This window comes from Burkholderia sp. EMB26 (assembly GCF_024730645.1).
GTDB classification, from domain to species: Bacteria; Pseudomonadota; Gammaproteobacteria; order Burkholderiales; family Burkholderiaceae; genus Burkholderia; species Burkholderia cenocepacia.
On the sequence record NZ_CP078072.1, the window covers coordinates 629,428 to 645,103 of the forward strand.

Sequence of the window (15,676 nt, forward strand, 5' to 3'; positions counted from 1 at the left end):
GACAGCGGTCGTCACTAAACGTCGGCGCCGGTCACGCATCGTGCTTGTGTTTCGGTTTGCCGTGCGTGGGCGTGGAAGCCATTTTCTCGAGCTCTTTCTCGCTCATCGACTTGGCCATCGATTTCGACGGCGGTTTCAGGTCCTTCATTTTCGTGTCACCGCGCTTGGCCGACAGCGCGGCGCCTGCGGCGCGCTGCTGGGCCTGGGATTTGGCTGGCATGATTGCGCTCCTCTCGTTGGCGCGCGGGCCGACGCGACGGACGGCACGCGCGTGGTTGGAACAGTGGGGCCGTCACGCGGCGTCGCGACGCCGCAGATCGGCCGGCGGAATCTTCATCGCCTGGCGATACTTGGTCACCGTGCGACGCGCAAGAAGAATGCCGCGGCCCGCGAGGTTTTCCGCGAGCGCGACATCGGACAGCGGATCGGTCTGCCGCTCGGCCGCGATCATGTCGCGGATCAGCACCTTCGCGGCCGACGCCGAACACACGCCCTTGCCGGCTGCTTCCAGCTTGCGCGGGAAGAAATGCTTGAACTCGAACGTACCGTGCGGCGTGGCCATGTACTTGTTGCCGGTCGCGCGCGAGACCGTCGATTCGTGCAGGTCGAGCTCTTCCGCGATGTCGCGCAGCACCAGCGGCTTCATCGCGATCTCGCCGTAGCGGAAGAAATCGCGCTGCCGCGCGACGATGCACTCGCCCACGCGCTGGATCGTGTCGAAGCGCTTCTGCACGTTGCGGATCAGCCAGCGTGCTTCCTGCAGTTGCTGGCCGAGCGGCGAATCGCGCTCGCCGCTCGACTGCGCGAACAGCGTCGCGTAGCGCTCGTGCAAGCGGGCGCGCGGCAGCACGGCCGGGTTGATCGTCACGATCCACTCGTCGCGCACCTGGCGCACGATCACGTCGGGCACCACGTAGTCGCCGCGCGTGCTGCCGTAGTGATTGCCGGGGCGCGGGTCGAGCCCGCGCACCAGCGCGCACGCCGCGTGCAGCGTCTGCTGATTGCAGCCGAGGCGTCGCTGGATCTCGGCCGTCTCGCGGCGCGCGAGGCGCTCCAGATGTTCGCGCGCGATCGCTTTCGCTTCCGCGAGCGCCGGCGTGCCGGCGGGAATCGCATCGAGCTGCAACACCAGGCATTCGGACAGCGAGCGGGCCGCGATGCCCGGCCGGTCGAGCATCTGCACGAGCCGCAGCGCGACCGCGAGATCCTGCTCCGACAGCAGCCAGGCCGGATCGACGGCGACCAGCAGTTCAGGCAGTTCCTGACGCAGGTAGCCGTCGTCATCCAGCGCATCGATCACGAGGCGCGCGGCTTCGCGGTCGCGCTTGTTGAGCGGATAGAGCCGCAGCGCATCGTGCAGTTGCTGATGCAGCGACGGCTCGGCGGCGATCCATTCGCCGGGCGACAGGCCGTCGGTGTCGTCACCCTGACGGCTCGTGCCGCGCGGCGCGGGTGCGGCGGTAAACGGCACCTCGCCATCCGGCGGGCGGATTTCGTCGCGCTCGGGCGCCGCTTCGGGCGCGGCGGCTTCGGTCGGCTGCTCGGGCGTTCCGGCAGCGGTGTCATCGTCGCCCTGGCCGTCTTCGAGAAACGGGTTCATGTCGAGCGCCTGGCGCAATTCCTGTTGAAATTCGAGCGAGGACAACTGCAGCAGCCGCAGCGACTGCTGAAGCCTCGGCGTAAGTGCCAGATGCTGTCGCATCTGCAGCGCAAGCGAGACGGGCATCGAAAGCCTCCTGACGGTTCGGTTCGCGGTATGTTTTCACCCTCTTCTACCGGACGTCACGCAGCTTCCGTGCCAGCCGCGCGAAGCGCGAGCCGTCGCGGCTCTCGCGGGTTCGCACCCCGTTTCGCCACGCGTCAAGGCCGCTTTTTTACAAGCCGGGGGCAAGTTTGGGGCACGCATTTCGCTCGCGGGAAAATGCATGCCGAGGCTGCCGCCCGGCGGCCCCGCCGTCACCGCTTCGCATCGATGCGATCGACCGCCGAACGGTCGAGGAACGCGGTCGTCAACGCCGGCAGATGGCGCAGCAACCACGCGGCCATGTCGCGCTCCTGCTGCAGGATCCGCTCGCAACACGCGCGGATTTCCTCTTCGCCGGCCGCGTGCGCCGCCGCGACGAGCGCGGTGTACGCGGCGATCTGCAGCTGCTCGAACGCATAACCGGCCAGCGCCGTCTTCACGACTTCGTCGTCCGCCAGCATGCCGCTCGCGATCTGCCCGTATGCGGCGACGCGCGCGGCGAGATCCTTGGTCGCCGATGGCGACGTGCCGAGCCGCATCAGGCACGCTTCGACGAGCGCCTGCTGGCCGAGCGTGTCGTCGAGATGCAGCCGCAGCCGGTCCTGCAACTGCGGATAGTGACCGACGCGCTTCAACTGCGCGTCGATCATCGTCTCGGCCTGGCGCTCCATCGCGTACGCATCGCGCAGCCAGTCCTCCAGGTGCTCGTGCTGGTTCGCCATCGCATTTCTCCGGCCGCATCGCGGTGCGGCATGCCGTGACGCGTCGCCGCGACGCGTGCCATCAGTACTGCATCGGCGGCGGCGTGCCCGGCAGCGGCGGGTCGCCCTGCGCGCCGTTCGGGCCCGGCGGCGGCACGTCGGCCGGTTCGCCGACGTTCGCGTCCTTCGGCATCGTGTTGCCCGGCGACGGACGCGTGTCGTAACGCGTATTCGCGTCCGGCATCGTCGTGGTCGACTGCGCGCCGCGGCCGTCCGGCGGCGCGGGCGGCGCCGCCCGCGTGCCGTAGGTGCCGCCGGTCGGTTGCGTGCATGCGCCCAGCGCGCACGCGGCGGCGAACGCACAGGCGCCCACGCGTATCGTCTGGATCGTGTTCATCGAATCCTCCATCGAGGGCTCCAGGCCGGCGCATCGAGCGCCGCTCAGAGCCGGTTGAAATGGAAATCGCCCGCGTACGCGGTCGGTGCGCGGCGCGCCATCATCGTGTCGAATTCGGCCGCGACGCGCGTGAGCGTGCCGCGTTGCCGGTCGACGTCGGCCCGTTCGAGCGCGGCGAATGCGTCGGCGTCGAACGTCACGGTCAGCGACGCCGGATGGCCGTCGACCCGAAAGCCGATATGCAATGCGCCGGCCGGCTGTTCCTCGACGTGGAACGGAATCTCGCGCGCCTCGAAATGACGGCCGAGCGTCTCGGCGATGTCGCGCAGCAGGCCGGGTTTCACGCGGATGCTCATTGCAGACCCTCCGTTCGCATCCGCGGCATCGCGCCGGCGGGCCGCGCCCGCACGGGCGGCTCGCGCGACGGCGGATCCCGTTCCGGCGGCGCATGCCCGGGCGGATCGCCCTCCGGTTCCCGATACGGTTCGGGCATGTCCGGCGGCACGTCGTCGGGATCGGGCGGCTCGGGGTCCGGCTCGATGTCGGGAAGCGGCGGTTCGGGCCGTTGCAGCCATTGCGCGGAGTCGTGTTTCATCGGCGTTCCCTCGTTGCGGGGTTCGGGTACGGATCGGCGCGGCGCGCCGCACACCGTGGATTCGCAAGCCGCATGCCCTCCGTGCCGGTCGTGCGCGCGGCGGGAGCGCGCGGGAATCGGCACGCAGGCGCGCGGCTGGCCGCGAAGCGCCATGCCTTCGCTACACCGTTCGCTGCAAATCTTGCAAGCACGCCGCTACGCGTCGTACGCGGCCATCACGAGCCACAGCTCGCGGCCGTCGTCGCGCACGCGCGCGGCGAGCGCGTACGGATCGGACGGCTCGCACGCCCGCTGCAACGCGAAACGGGCGGGCTCGGTTGCGCCGAACGTCTCGTCGCCGAGCGGCCGCACGTCGGCCTTGCCTTCGAACATCCGGCGCTCGGGCCGGTAGATCAGCGGTTCGTGCTTCCACGTATCGAAATGGCTCTTCACCGAATCGAATCCGCCGCCGCATACGTTGACCTCATAGCGCACCCCTGGTCGTCGTTTCGGAATCATCGTCGTGCCTCCCGTCGATGTGCGCAGCAGGCTTCCTGTTGCGCCGTGTCGTGATCGTCGTCATGGTCGTCGCGGTCGCAGCGGCAAGTCGCGTGCCGTCCATGCGCGCCGGGAACGGCCGTTGCGGCACAGGCGGGTCATCGTCACCGATACGGAGCACCGCCATGAAGGATTCGACCCGGCACGGCCACGACGCACCGGCGCACGAGCGGCAGCCCGACCCGCAACCGCCGCTGAAGGAGCACGACCAGACGCGCACGCGCCATTCGGAACGTCATATCGACAAGCAGCTCGAGGACACGTTTCCGGCCAGCGACCCGCCCGCGACCGGCGGCGTCACGCGCATCGAGCCCGACACGCCGCCCGGCACGCACGACGACGGGCCGTGGCAGGAGAAGCGCGAAAGCGACCCCGAGTGACGAGACGGCCGCGCGCACGGCATGCGGTTTGCTGGATCGCAGCACCCGCATCGGCACATTGCTTCACCCAACCCGCAAGGAGAATTTCATGCATCGCGTCAACGAAATCATGTCGCAGGACGTCGTGCGGATCGCCCCGACCGACTCGATCCGTCATGCCGCCCAACTGATGGAGCGCTACGACATCGGCGCGCTGCCCGTGTGCGACAACAACCGGCTGATCGGGATGGTGACGGACCGCGATCTCGCGGTGCGCGCGATCTCGGCCGGCAAGCCGCCGGAGACGCGGATCCACGAGGTCGCGTCCGGCCCGATCGAATGGTGCTTCGACGACGATTCGCTGGACGAGATCCAGCACTACATGGCCGACGCGCAACTGCGCCGGCTGCCCGTCGTCGATCACGACAAGCGGCTCGTCGGCATGCTGTCGCTGGCCGACATCGCGACGCGCACGGCCAGCCCCGAGCGCGACGACGTCGCGAACACGCTGGAAGGCGTGTCGCAACCGAAGCAGACGTGACGGAGCGTTTTTTCCGCTTCGCCCGACCACCCCGCGCGACCCGCTGGGCCCATCCGGGCACGGTCGCGCCCCACGCAGCCAGGAGGAAACCATGCAGACTCCCGATCAAGGTCAGACCCGCATCATCGGCAAGGGCGCCGCGACGGCGGCCGGCCCCGGCCCCGACGTGATGGCAGCCGATACGCTGGAAGGCGACAAGGTTTATACGACCGACGGCGACGATGTCGGCAAGATCAAGGACATCATGCTCGACGTGCGCTCCGGCCGCATCGCGTATGCGGTGCTGTCGAGCGGCGGCATTCTCGGCATCGGCGACAAGCTGCACGCGATTCCGTGGAGCGCGCTGACGCTCGACACCGAGCGCAAGTGCTTCCTGCTGTCGGTATCGTCCGAGCGGATTCGCAATGCGCCGGGGTTCGACAAGGACCACTGGCCGGCAATGGCCGACCCGCAATGGGCCGAGCCGCTGCACGAGTTCTACGGCAGCACCCCGTACTGGAGTGCCGGCGACGAACTCGGGCTGACCGACCCGACCGAGGACCTCGACGATCCGCGTACGCGCGGCCGTCACTGACCGCCCACTGACGCGCGCCGGTTCGCCGGCGCCTCCGTTCGACAGCCCCGCCTCGCGCGGGGCGTTTTTTTGTCCTCGCGCCGCGGTGGCCGGCGCCGCACCCGGCGCACCGCCCGCCTTTTTACAAGGGTCGTGTAACGTCCCCGTCCGGCTTCGCAGCACCGCCGCTCGCCGATTCGAGGTAGCCCAGCAGCCGGTGCGGCGTCAACGGCTTCGCGCAGTGCGCGTCGAAGCCGGCTTCCTTCGCCCGTTCGCAATCGCGCCGCGATGCGAGCCCGCTGCACGCGACCAGCAGCATGTCCGACGTTCGCGGATCGCGCCGCAGCAGCGTCGCGAGCTGCAACCCGTCGAGGCCCGGCATCGCGATGTCGAGCACCACCGCGAACGGCTGCCAGTCGCGCGCGACGTCGCACACGGCGAACGGATCGTCGGCGACCCGGCACTCGAAGCCGCGCGCCTCGAGCAGCAGGCGCAGCGCATCCGCCGCATCGCGATAATCGTCGACGACCAGCACGCGGCGCGGGCGGCGCGGCACGCTGTCGGGGGCGCGCCACAGCAGCACGTCGTCGGCGGCCGGATCGTCGCCGGGATCGGGTTGCATCGTGCTTCTCCTGTCGTTGGACCGGCTTGCGCCGCAAGGCGCGCGCCCATACCGACTGCATGCGGCATGCCGGTTGCTGCATGTTTCGCATCGTCGACCCTGGAGTCCTTCATGCGCGCGATGCGGTTTCAAGCGTCCGGTTTGCGTCCCTCTGCGCGTGCGACCACGTGCGCGCCGGCATGTTCCGCGCGATCGCGGCGCGCCGCTGTTTCGGCCTGCACCGGAGGCGCCGCATGACCCGCAAAGCACCCGACCGTCCGACGCCGACGCCGGCCGACGACGATGCGCCGTCCACGCTCGACGCATGCCGCCGCTGCGCGCTGTGGGAACACGCGACGCAACCGGTGCCGGGCGCCGGGCCCGTCGACGCGCCGATCATGCTGGTCGGCGAACAGCCGGGCGACCAGGAGGACCGCATGGGCCTGCCGTTCGTCGGCGCGGCCGGCCGCATGCTCGACCGCGCCCTCGACGAAGCGGGGATCGAGCGCACGCACGTCTACCTGACGAACGCGGTCAAGCACTTCAAATGGGAGCCGCGCGGCAAGCGGCGGCTGCACAAGACGCCCGCGCAGCGCGAAGTGGCCGCGTGCCACTACTGGCTCGAACGCGAGCTGCAAGCGGTCCAGCCGCGCGTGGTGGTCGCGCTCGGCGCGACGGCGCTGCGCGCGGTGCTGCAGGACAACGACGCGACGCTGGAGCGCACGCGCGCACCGGTGCGCACCGAGGACGGCCGGATCGTCGTCGCGACCTATCACCCGTCGTACGTGCTGCGCACGCGCGGCGCCGATTCCCGCGAACACGCGTACCGCACGCTGGTCGACGCGCTGCGCACCGCGTCGCGGCTCGCGCGCGAGCGGCGCCACGGCGGCGCACGCCCGTCGCACGGGGACGCCGGATGAGCGGACTGGACGAAGACGCGCGGCCGGCGACCGAGGCGTCGCCGCCCGCCGCGACACCGTGGTATCGGCGGCTCGGCCCCGGGCTGCTCGCGGGCGCGTCCGACGCCGATCCGAGCAACGTCGCCGTCTATGCGCAGGCGGGCAGCCAGTTCGGCTTCAACATGCTGTGGATGATCGTCGTCACGCTGCCGATGATGGTCGCCGTGCAGCTCGCGTCGGCGTTCATCGGGCGCACCAACCGCGAAGGCCTCGTCGCCGGCATCCGCGAGATGTTCTCCGAGCGCCTCGCGAAAGGGCTGATCGCGATGGTCGTGATCGTCAACGTGGTGAACGTCGGCGCGGATCTCGCGGCGATGGGCGACGCGACGGCGCTCGTCGTCGGCGGCCGCAGCTACTGGTATGCGCCGGTCTACGGCCTGGCGTCGCTCGCGCTGCAGGTGCTGATGTCCTATGAGCGCTACGCGCGCTGGCTCAAATGGATGACGCTCGGGCTGCTCGCGTACGTGATCGAACTCGGCTTCGTGCACGTCGACTGGGGCAACCTGCTGCATGCCATCGCGCTGCCGCACATTTCGTTCACGCACGACTACGCGACGACCGCGGTCGCGGTGCTCGGCACGACGCTGAGCCCCTACCTGTTCGTGTGGCAGGCCGCGCTCGAGGTCGAGGAAACCCAGGCCGAGCGCCGCAACGGCGATACGTCGTGCGCGCCGGGCGCACGCCGCGAGACCGAGCAGCGCATCACGTTCGATACGTGGACCGGCATGGTAGTCACCAACGCGGTGTCGTTCTGCATCATGGTGATCGGCGCGGCCGTGTTCTTCGCGCACGGCCGGCACGACATCGGCAGCACCGCGCAGGCCGCCGAGGCATTGCGGCCGATCGCCGGCGAAGCCGCGTTCCTGGTGTTCGCGTTCGGCATCGTCGGCTGCGGGCTGCTCGCGATTCCCGCGTTCGCGGGCAGCGCCGCCTACGGTTGCGCGGAAGCGTGGCGGTTTCGCGAAGGGCTGAACGAGCCGGTGCGGCGTGCGCCCGCGTTCTACACGGTGCTGGCGCTGTGCGTGATCGTCGGCATCGCGATCTGCTTCAGCCCGATCGACCCGATCCGCGCGTTGTACTGGAGCGCCGTGCTCAACGGCGTCGCGGCGGTGCCGATGCTCGTGCTGGTGATGCTGCTCGCGCGAAAGCGCGACGCAGCCGGCCGGCCCGGCAGCGGCCCGGTATCCAAACTGTTCGGCTGGCTGGCGGTCGCGCTGATGGCGGCGTCGGTGGTGACGATGATCGTCGACATGCTGACGTGAGGATCGAAACAGCGGGATGAAAGCCGTTGCGGACGCAACCGGCTCGACCGGCAGGCGGGCAGCCGCGCCGCCCGCCTGCCCGGGGCGTTACATCATCTTGCCGCGCGAGCGCTCGGCACGTGCCGCATCCGCGGCGGACTCCACCTTCTTCACTTCCTCCGGCGGCGGCAGCACCGCCTTGAAGCCCATCGACTCGATCCACATCTCGCGCGCCCAGCCACGCGTGTGATACAGGTGATGATCCTCGTCGGCCTCCACCTCGTCGTGCGCGGCCTTCAGCGCCTTCGCGGCGTCGCTGTCGGGCAGCTGGTCGGCCGCATAGCCGATCAGCTCCCAGTTCAGGTGATCCTTGGTTTCGGCGAGCACCACGCACTCGGCCGCGACCACCTGCGCGACCGCCGGGTCGGCCTGCTTCTTCGCCTGCTCGATCACCTGCACCAGCGACTTGCCGGTGGCAGCCACCGCGGCGCGCCCCGGCGATTGCGCATCGGGATCGAGGCCGAGCGCGGCGAACACGTTGCGCAGCACCTCCTGGTGGTGCAGCGTCTCGCGATGGTACTTCTCCCATTCCTTGTGCAGGTCCTCGTCGGTCGCGCACTGGAGCGCGGCCTCGTAGATCTGCGCGCCGCCAAGCTCGGTCTCGTATGCCTGGCAGAGCAGTTCGAGGATACCTTCGTGCTTCGATTGCCGTTGGGCCATGACTGCTTCTCCGAAAAAGCGGGCCGCCCGTGCGGCCCAGGGGTGGAACCGGGCGCGCGTTATTGCGCGCCCACCTTGCGTGCGAGCGTCTGCGCCATGCTCAGGTGATGCTTGAGCGTCGGCAGCGTGGATTTCGCGAATGCGCGCAATTGCGCGTCCTTGCCGTCGCGCGCTTCGTCCTCGAACAACGCGACCGCCTTCTGGTGCGCGTCGGGGCCGGCCGCCGCGAGATACGCGGTGTCGAAGTCGTGCCCGCTCTTGCCGCGCAGCGCCTCGACGTCAGGGTCCGAGATCTGTTCGACCTGCGGCTTCATGCCCTTGCGCGCGGCGAGCTCGGTGAGCTTCGCGTTCGCCTTGCCATGATCCGCGACCATCCGTTTCGCGAATGCCCGCACGTCCGCCGACTGCGCCTGCTTCAGCGCGAGCTGGCTGGCCTGCACTTCCGCCTTGCCGGCCATCGCGGCCTTGTCGACGAACTCCGCATCGGCGCCCTTCGGCGCTTTCGCGATGCCGGGGTCGCCGGCGGCGCCCGCGCCCGACGACGGGTTGATCACGCCGCCCGGCACGTGCGAATTCGATGCGGGCGGCTCACTCGGCATCTGCGCGCGGGCGAGCCCCGACACGGCGAGCACGCCGGCGGCGAGCGCCGCGATCGTCCAGTTGGGTTGTCTCATCAGCTTTCTCCTGGTGCTTGCGTGGAAACGGCCATCAACCGCCGACGATCGAGCCGCCGTTCGGGTGCAGCGTCTGCCCGGTCATGTAGCTCGCGCCGGCCGACGCGAGCAGCACGTAGCAGTCGATCAGTTCGTCCGGTTGCCCCGGCCGCTTGAGCGGCACGTTCGAGCCGAATTTCGCGACCTGCTCGGGCGTGAACGTCGACGGAATCAGCGGTGTCCAGATCGGCCCCGGCGCGACCGCGTTCACGCGGATGTCGCGTTCGGCCAGCTCGATCGACAGCGACCGCGTGAACGCGACGATCGCGCCCTTGGTCGCCGAGTAGTCGGGCAGTTTCGGGCTGCCGTGATACGCGGTGACCGACGCCGTGTTGACGATGCGACCGCCCGCCTTCATGTGCGGCAGCGCGGCCTGCGTGCAGAAGAACATTCCGTACACGTTGGTGCGGAACGTGCGTTCGAGCTGTTCCTCGGACACGTCCTCGATGCCCGGCTGCGGATGCTGCTCGCCTGCGTTGTTCACGAGCACGTCGAGCCGGCCGAGCCGTTCGACCGTGCGGGCCACCGCGTCGTACGCCTGCCAGCGATCGCCGACGTCGCAGGCGATCGCCTCGCAGCGTCGGCCGGTCTGCTCGATCAGTTGCCGGGTATGCGCGGCGTCGTCGGATTCCTTCAGGTAGACGATCGCGACGTCCGCGCCCTCCTTCGCGAAACCGATCGCCACGGCGCGGCCGATCCCGCTGTCGCCGCCCGTCACGAGCGCGACCTTGCCGGCAAGCTTGCCGCTGCCCACGTAGTCGGCCGCTTCGTCGCGCGGCTTCGGATGCATGTCGCGCTCGGTGCCCGGCTGATGCGTCTGTTTCTGCGGTGGCGGCGTCTGTGCAGTGGTCATGGGGTTCCTCCTTGAACGGTGCCGCCGATGCTGCGCAAACGGCGTGCCGCGCGCGGCGGACGCCGGCCCGCGCACGGCGGCCGTGTTTTCAGGGTTGACGTTGCAAGCGTCTGGAAAAACGGCGTCGTCAGCGGGGGCCGCCGGACGGGGCTTCGTCGGGCCGGCGTACCGGATCGAAATCGCGCCATTCGCCGTCCTGCCAGTCGCCTTCGACGCGCTCGATCGACTTCGCGCCGGTCGCGCGCAACACGTCTTCGGCGGTCGTCGCGGTGTCGGGCGTCACGCGCGCGGCGAGAATCACGCCCGTTTCGCTCTGCGCGAGCGTGCCCTTGCCTTCGGCCTGCTCGCCGCGCATGCGGCCGAGCGCGCCGCCGAATGCGCCGAGATAGGCGCCGGCCAGCGCGGCGGCGGCCGGCACGAACCAGTAGCGCAGGCCGAGCGCATAGGCGATCAACCCGATGACGACGCCGATCAGCAGCCCGCGGATCGCGCCGACCATCGCGCCGCGCCCGCCGGGCTTCGCCGCGGTGTCGGCATACACGTCGCCGCCGATCGGGAAGCGCGCGTGCTGGCCGCCGGGGTTCAGGAAGAAGATCGACACGTCGTCCGGCCCGAACGCGCGCTCGTAGAGGTGACGCGCCCCACCTTCCGCTTCATCGAACGTCGTGAAACGGCCTGCGACGATCATCGCCATGGTCGTGCTCCTCATGATGGATGCGCCGCGCGCGCGAGCACGCGGCGCGATGGGCGACGCTCACATCAGCCGCCCGAGCTCCTTCGATACCGATGCGGGCGTGTCGTACTCGCGCTCGGGAATCTTGCGCAGCATGTCGAGCACCGCGCGGTCCGCGTTCGAGCGTTCCGCGCACTGCACGACGTCCGCCTTGCTGGCCGGATAGTCCATTCCCTTCAGCGCCTTCTGCACGTCGACCGGGCTCGGCGGCTTGCCGTGCCCCGTCTGGTGCCCGCCCTTGTCGTGGTCCTGCTGGGTGCGCTCGCCTTCGTGCGCGCGCGAGTGGCTGTACTCGTGGCCCGTGTGTTGTCGGGATGTCATGAACGCCTCCTTGGAAAATGAACGAAATCACGCGGACGACCGGCGCGCACGCGCGAACGCGGCAAACACCAGCGCCGCAGCGCCCAGCGCGACCGCGCCGGCGACCTTCGGCCGCTGCACCACCGTGTTGTACGCACAGCTGCGCAGCACCGGCCCCTCCATGCCTTCGCGCTCGTGCAGCGCGTGGCGCGAGTCGTACAGCGCGTTGTCGTCGCGCGGCCGCGCCGGGCGCACCGTGCGCTGGCCGCGCGAGAACAGCGTGGCCGCGACGCGGTCGAACAGGCGCGGCGCGTGGTACGCGCTCGCCGACGTGAACTTGGCGGCGCCGCCGACGAACAGCGTGCGGCGCGGATGCGCGGCCGCGAACAGGATCGCGTCGGCCACCAGGTCGGGGTCGTAGATCGGCGGCGGCAGCTTCGCCTCGACGTTCATGTAGTTCTTCGCGTGCATCACGAACATCGTGTCGATCGCGGCCGGCTTGATCAGCGTGACGGACACCGGCAGGTGATCGGCTTCCATCTCGAGCCGAAGCGAATCGGTGAAGCCCTTCACCGCGTGCTTCGACGCGACGTACGCGCTTTGCAGCGGCACCGGCGCGTCGGACGCCTCGCTGCCCATGTTGATGATCGCGCCGCCGTGGAAATCGCTCTTGCGCCGGAAATGGTCGGCCGCGACGAGCGAGCCGTGCACGACGCCCCAGTAGTTGGTGTCGAACAGCCGGCGCTGATCCTCGAGCGGCACCTGGGCCGCCGTGCCGAAGATCGATACGCCCGCATTGTTGATCCAGGTGTCGAAGCCGCCGTAGGTCTCGGCCGCCGCCGCGGCCGCGCGCTGCAGATCCTCGACGTTGCCGACATCGCCGGCGACCGGCACCGCGAGGCCGCCATGCTGGCGGATTTCCTCGCACAGCGTGTTCAGCGCTTCCTCGTTGCGCGCGAACAGCACGAGCTTCGCGCCGCGCCGGGCCGCCTTGCGCGCGGTGACGAGACCGATGCCGCTCGTCGCGCCGGTAATCACGATCGTCTGTTCGCCGACCGGTTTGAGCATGCAGTTCATCACTGGACTCCTGTTACGGTCGCGTCGCGGTTATTTGGGCCGGATGGTCAACTGGTCGCGCACGTCCTGCACGCCGTCGACCTGCTTCACGACGCTGACGGCCTGCGTGCGCTGCTGCTCGTCGGGCACGCTGCCGGTGAGCGTCACGGTGCCGTGCCGCGTCTTCACGTGGATGTCGCCGGCCGACAGGCCGCTCGTGCCGACCAGCTCGGCCTTCGCCTTGGTCGTGATCGTCGCGTCGCGGATCTTCGTGCCGGTGCTCGAATGCGACGACGACGTCGACGACGATGCGGCGCCATCGTCGCCGGCGGCGACCGCGTTCGGCGCGACGACCATGCATGCGGTGGCCGCGGCGATCGCGACCGCCATGCCGGTGCGCATCGCGCGCTGATGGCGGATGCGCGGGGAGCGGGCTTGCAGCTGGAATACCTTCATCGTGACCTCCTTTTCATCGGGCCGGGCGAGCCGGCGGGTGAGCAGAGGTCGCGCAAATCGCGTGCCGCGCCGCGTGCGCCGCATGCCAGCGGGATGCCGCGATCAGACGCCCTTTCATCCAACGCGTTGTAAATTTTTCGGCACCCCGGGAAGCGGTTTTCCCCGCAATGCAGCGGGCATGCCGATTGCCGGGTCACCGACAACGGTGGCCCGTGTGCGCGGCCCCGATACCGGGAGCAATACCATGCAAAGAATCGCGTTGATCAGTGAACATGCGTCGCCGCTGGGGGTGATCGGCGGCGTCGATGCCGGTGGTCAGAACATCTACGTCGCGAACGTCGCGAAGCAGCTCGCGGAGCGCGGCCTCGACGTCGACGTGTACACCCGCTGCGACAATCCGCATTTGCCGGAAGTCGTGCCGATCGGCCCGCGCATGCGCGTGATCCACGTGCCGGCCGGACCGCCGACCGACGTGCCCAAGGAGCAGTTGCTGCCGTACATGGGCCCGTTCGCGCAGTACATGATCGCGCGAATGCGACGCGAGCCCGATCCGGTCGACGTGATGCACGCGAACTTCTTCATGTCCGGCGACGCGGCGCTGCGCGTGAAAAAGGCGCTCGGCATCCCGCTCGTCACGACGTTCCATGCGCTCGGCCGCGTGCGGCGGCTGCACCAGGGCACGGCCGACGGCTTCCCCGACGCGCGCTTCGCGATCGAGGACACGCTCGCGCGCCGCTCGGACCGCCTGATCGCCGAATGCCCGCAGGATGCGCTGGACCTGACGACGCACTATCGCGCCGATACCGAGCGCATCGAGATCGTGCCGTGCGGCTTCGACGCGCGGGAATTCCGGCCGGTGCCGCGCGTCGATGCGCGCGCGCGGCTCGGCTGGCCGCAGGACGCGTTCGTCGTGCTGCAACTGGGGCGCCTCGTGCCGCGCAAGGGCATCGACACCGTGATCGACGCGCTCGCACGCATGCCGCGCGACCCGCAGCGGCCGACCCACCTGTACGTGGTCGGCGGCAGCCAGGCGACGCCCGACCCCGCGCGCGACCCGGAACTCGCGCGGCTCGCCGCGTTCGCGCACGAACTCGGCATCGCGAACCGCGTGACCTTCGTCGGCCGGCGCGATCGCGACGCGCTGCACCTGTACTACAGCGCGGCCGACGTGTTCGTGACGACGCCGTGGTACGAGCCGTTCGGCATCACGCCGGTCGAGGCGATGGCGTGCGCGACGGCGGTGATCGGCAGCGACGTGGGCGGCATCCGCACGACGGTCGACGACGGCACGACCGGCTATCTCGTGCCGCCGCGCGACCCGGCCGCGCTGGCCGCGCGCCTCGTGCAACTGCGCGCGCAACCGGACCTGTGCGCGGCGCTCGGCCGCGCCGGCTACCTGCGCGCGCATCGCTTCTACACCTGGCAAGGCGTCGCCGACCGGCTCGTCGACATCTATCGCGACGTCGCCCACGCGCAGCGCGCCGGCACGTCGGCCGGCACCGGCCGGCGCACGCCGGTCGCCACCACGCGAGGCGTGCTCGCACACCGCAAGGAGAATACGTAATGAAGGGCTACGACCGAAAACGCGTCCTCGTCACCGGCGGCGCCGGCTTTCTCGGTTCGCATCTGTGCGAACGCCTCGTGACCGCCGGCCACGACGTGCTGTGCGTCGACAATTTCTACACGGGCACGAAGGACAACATCGCGCACCTGCTCGATGCGCCGAACTTCGAGCTGATGCGGCACGACGTGACGTTTCCGCTCTACGTCGAAGTCGACGAAATCTACAACCTCGCGTGCCCGGCATCGCCCGTCCACTACCAGCGCGACCCGGTGCAGACGACGAAGACCAGCGTGCACGGCGCGATCAACCTGCTCGGCCTCGCCAAGCGCGTGAAGGCGCGCATCCTGCAGGCCTCGACGAGCGAGGTGTACGGCGACCCGGACGTGCATCCGCAGGACGAGCACTATTGCGGCCGCGTCAATCCGACCGGCATCCGCGCGTGCTACGACGAAGGCAAGCGCTGCGCGGAGACGCTGTTCTCCGACTATCACCGCCAGTACGGGGTCGACGTGCGGATCGCGCGGATCTTCAATACGTACGGCCCGCGCATGCACCCGGCCGACGGGCGCGTCGTGTCGAACTTCGTCACGCAGGCGCTCGCGGAACAGCCGTTGACCGTCTACGGCGACGGCAAGCAGACGCGCTCGTTCTGCTACGTGGACGACATGGTGGACGCATTGATCCGGCTGATGGACGAACCGGGCGACGCGAGCGAGCCGGTCAATCTCGGCAGCGACGTCGAGATCGCGATGATCGACGTCGCGCGGGAGGTCGTGCGGATCGTCGGCGCGACCGTGCCGATCGAGTTCCGGCCGCTGCCGTCCGACGATCCGCGCCAGCGGCGGCCGAATCTCGCCGCCGCGCAGAAGCGGCTCGGCTGGCGCGCGACGACGACGTTCGCGAACGGGCTCGCGCACACCGCGCGCTACTTCATCCAGCGCCAGGTCACGCACCACACGCCCGGCGACCTCGTGCGCAGCACGCGAATCGCGTCGCATCTGCTCGCGCAGGTCCATACGCAGAACCGGCCGGCGCCGACCACCTGACGCGGCC

Annotated in this window: 22 protein-coding genes; 7 read left to right on the forward strand and 15 right to left on the reverse strand. The window is 69.7% G+C overall.

The window, feature by feature from the left end; genetic code table 11:
* Positions 1–31: 31 nt before the first annotated feature.
* The 7 genes from KU887_RS33115 to KU887_RS33145 form a co-directional block, all read right to left on the reverse strand.
* On the reverse strand, positions 32–220 hold the full coding sequence (locus KU887_RS33115) for a DUF3008 family protein (RefSeq protein ID WP_006498333.1): 189 nt from the start codon (positions 218–220) through the stop codon (positions 32–34).
* A gap of 72 nt (positions 221–292) precedes the next feature.
* Positions 293–1,726 carry an RNA polymerase factor sigma-54 gene (locus KU887_RS33120; protein ID WP_258258500.1) on the reverse strand — a complete coding sequence of 478 codons (1,434 nt, stop codon included), beginning with the start codon at positions 1,724–1,726 and terminating at the stop codon, positions 293–295.
* 230 nt (positions 1,727–1,956) lie between these two features.
* Complete coding sequence (locus KU887_RS33125; RefSeq protein WP_034203632.1) at positions 1,957–2,466, reverse strand: DUF892 family protein; 510 nt, start codon at positions 2,464–2,466, stop codon at positions 1,957–1,959.
* Positions 2,467–2,527: 61 nt separating this feature from the next.
* The gene (locus tag KU887_RS33130) at positions 2,528–2,842 is read right to left on the reverse strand and encodes a hypothetical protein (protein WP_034204037.1); all 315 of its coding nucleotides are present in this window, start codon (positions 2,840–2,842) and stop codon (positions 2,528–2,530) included.
* 44 nt (positions 2,843–2,886) lie between these two features.
* Complete coding sequence (locus KU887_RS33135) at positions 2,887–3,198, reverse strand: hypothetical protein (RefSeq protein WP_006498337.1); 312 nt, start codon at positions 3,196–3,198, stop codon at positions 2,887–2,889.
* A complete protein-coding gene (locus KU887_RS33140) occupies positions 3,195–3,437 on the reverse strand; it encodes a hypothetical protein (RefSeq protein ID WP_006498338.1) in 243 nt (80 codons plus the stop codon). Before KU887_RS33140 ends, KU887_RS33135 begins: the two co-directional genes overlap by 4 nt.
* A 195-nt stretch (positions 3,438–3,632) precedes the next feature.
* The gene (locus KU887_RS33145; protein WP_034203633.1) at positions 3,633–3,935 is read right to left on the reverse strand and encodes a hypothetical protein; all 303 of its coding nucleotides are present in this window, start codon (positions 3,933–3,935) and stop codon (positions 3,633–3,635) included.
* Between the two features lie 164 nt (positions 3,936–4,099).
* On the opposite strand from KU887_RS33145, the gene KU887_RS33150 reads away from it, so the two are divergent.
* The 3 genes from KU887_RS33150 to KU887_RS33160 all read left to right on the forward strand — a co-directional run bounded on the left by KU887_RS33150 (position 4,100) and on the right by KU887_RS33160 (position 5,448).
* Positions 4,100–4,354 (forward strand): hypothetical protein, encoded by a 255-nt coding sequence (locus tag KU887_RS33150; protein WP_006498340.1) that lies wholly within the window; start codon positions 4,100–4,102, stop codon positions 4,352–4,354.
* A gap of 88 nt (positions 4,355–4,442) precedes the next feature.
* Positions 4,443–4,874 (forward strand): CBS domain-containing protein, encoded by a 432-nt coding sequence (locus KU887_RS33155; RefSeq protein ID WP_058903681.1) that lies wholly within the window; start codon positions 4,443–4,445, stop codon positions 4,872–4,874.
* Positions 4,875–4,965: 91 nt separating this feature from the next.
* Positions 4,966–5,448 (forward strand): PRC-barrel domain-containing protein, encoded by a 483-nt coding sequence (locus KU887_RS33160; protein ID WP_006498342.1) that lies wholly within the window; start codon positions 4,966–4,968, stop codon positions 5,446–5,448.
* 121 nt (positions 5,449–5,569) lie between these two features.
* Here KU887_RS33160 and KU887_RS33165 read toward each other — a convergent pair whose 3' ends face one another.
* Positions 5,570–6,049 (reverse strand): response regulator, encoded by a 480-nt coding sequence (locus tag KU887_RS33165; protein ID WP_058903682.1) that lies wholly within the window; start codon positions 6,047–6,049, stop codon positions 5,570–5,572.
* A gap of 233 nt (positions 6,050–6,282) precedes the next feature.
* Here KU887_RS33165 and KU887_RS33170 point away from each other — a divergent pair, with 233 nt between their 5' ends.
* The gene (locus KU887_RS33170; RefSeq protein ID WP_034204039.1) at positions 6,283–6,948 is read left to right on the forward strand and encodes a UdgX family uracil-DNA binding protein; all 666 of its coding nucleotides are present in this window, start codon (positions 6,283–6,285) and stop codon (positions 6,946–6,948) included.
* A complete protein-coding gene (locus KU887_RS33175; protein WP_006498348.1) occupies positions 6,945–8,249 on the forward strand; it encodes an NRAMP family divalent metal transporter in 1,305 nt (434 codons plus the stop codon). The genes KU887_RS33170 and KU887_RS33175 overlap by 4 nt, the downstream gene beginning before the upstream one ends.
* 87 nt (positions 8,250–8,336) lie before the next feature.
* Here KU887_RS33175 and KU887_RS33180 read toward each other — a convergent pair whose 3' ends face one another.
* The 7 genes from KU887_RS33180 to KU887_RS33210 form a co-directional block, all read right to left on the reverse strand.
* Positions 8,337–8,948, reverse strand: a complete 612-nt coding sequence (locus tag KU887_RS33180) for a hypothetical protein (RefSeq protein WP_006498349.1) — start codon at positions 8,946–8,948, stop codon at positions 8,337–8,339.
* A 59-nt stretch (positions 8,949–9,007) separates the two neighbouring features.
* Positions 9,008–9,622: a DUF4142 domain-containing protein gene (locus tag KU887_RS33185; RefSeq protein ID WP_034203636.1), complete on the reverse strand. Its 615-nt coding sequence runs from the start codon at positions 9,620–9,622 to the stop codon at positions 9,008–9,010.
* Between the two features lie 34 nt (positions 9,623–9,656).
* On the reverse strand, positions 9,657–10,514 hold the full coding sequence (locus KU887_RS33190) for an SDR family oxidoreductase (protein WP_258258512.1): 858 nt from the start codon (positions 10,512–10,514) through the stop codon (positions 9,657–9,659).
* 127 nt (positions 10,515–10,641) lie between these two features.
* Positions 10,642–11,208 (reverse strand): hypothetical protein, encoded by a 567-nt coding sequence (locus KU887_RS33195; RefSeq protein ID WP_006498352.1) that lies wholly within the window; start codon positions 11,206–11,208, stop codon positions 10,642–10,644.
* A 60-nt stretch (positions 11,209–11,268) separates the two neighbouring features.
* The gene (locus tag KU887_RS33200; protein WP_006498358.1) at positions 11,269–11,568 is read right to left on the reverse strand and encodes a DUF2795 domain-containing protein; all 300 of its coding nucleotides are present in this window, start codon (positions 11,566–11,568) and stop codon (positions 11,269–11,271) included.
* A 27-nt stretch (positions 11,569–11,595) separates the two neighbouring features.
* A complete protein-coding gene (locus KU887_RS33205) occupies positions 11,596–12,624 on the reverse strand; it encodes an SDR family oxidoreductase (protein WP_258258513.1) in 1,029 nt (342 codons plus the stop codon).
* A 30-nt stretch (positions 12,625–12,654) separates the two neighbouring features.
* Positions 12,655–13,059, reverse strand: coding sequence for a BON domain-containing protein (locus KU887_RS33210; protein ID WP_006498360.1), 405 nt, complete (start codon positions 13,057–13,059; stop codon positions 12,655–12,657).
* Positions 13,060–13,303: 244 nt separating this feature from the next.
* On the opposite strand from KU887_RS33210, the gene KU887_RS33215 reads away from it, so the two are divergent.
* Both KU887_RS33215 and KU887_RS33220 read left to right on the forward strand, forming a co-directional pair.
* Positions 13,304–14,623, forward strand: coding sequence for a glycosyltransferase family 1 protein (locus KU887_RS33215; RefSeq protein ID WP_258258515.1), 1,320 nt, complete (start codon positions 13,304–13,306; stop codon positions 14,621–14,623).
* A complete protein-coding gene (locus tag KU887_RS33220) occupies positions 14,623–15,669 on the forward strand; it encodes a UDP-glucuronic acid decarboxylase family protein (RefSeq protein ID WP_006498363.1) in 1,047 nt (348 codons plus the stop codon). The genes KU887_RS33215 and KU887_RS33220 overlap by 1 nt, the downstream gene beginning before the upstream one ends.
* Positions 15,670–15,676: the final 7 nt, after the last annotated feature.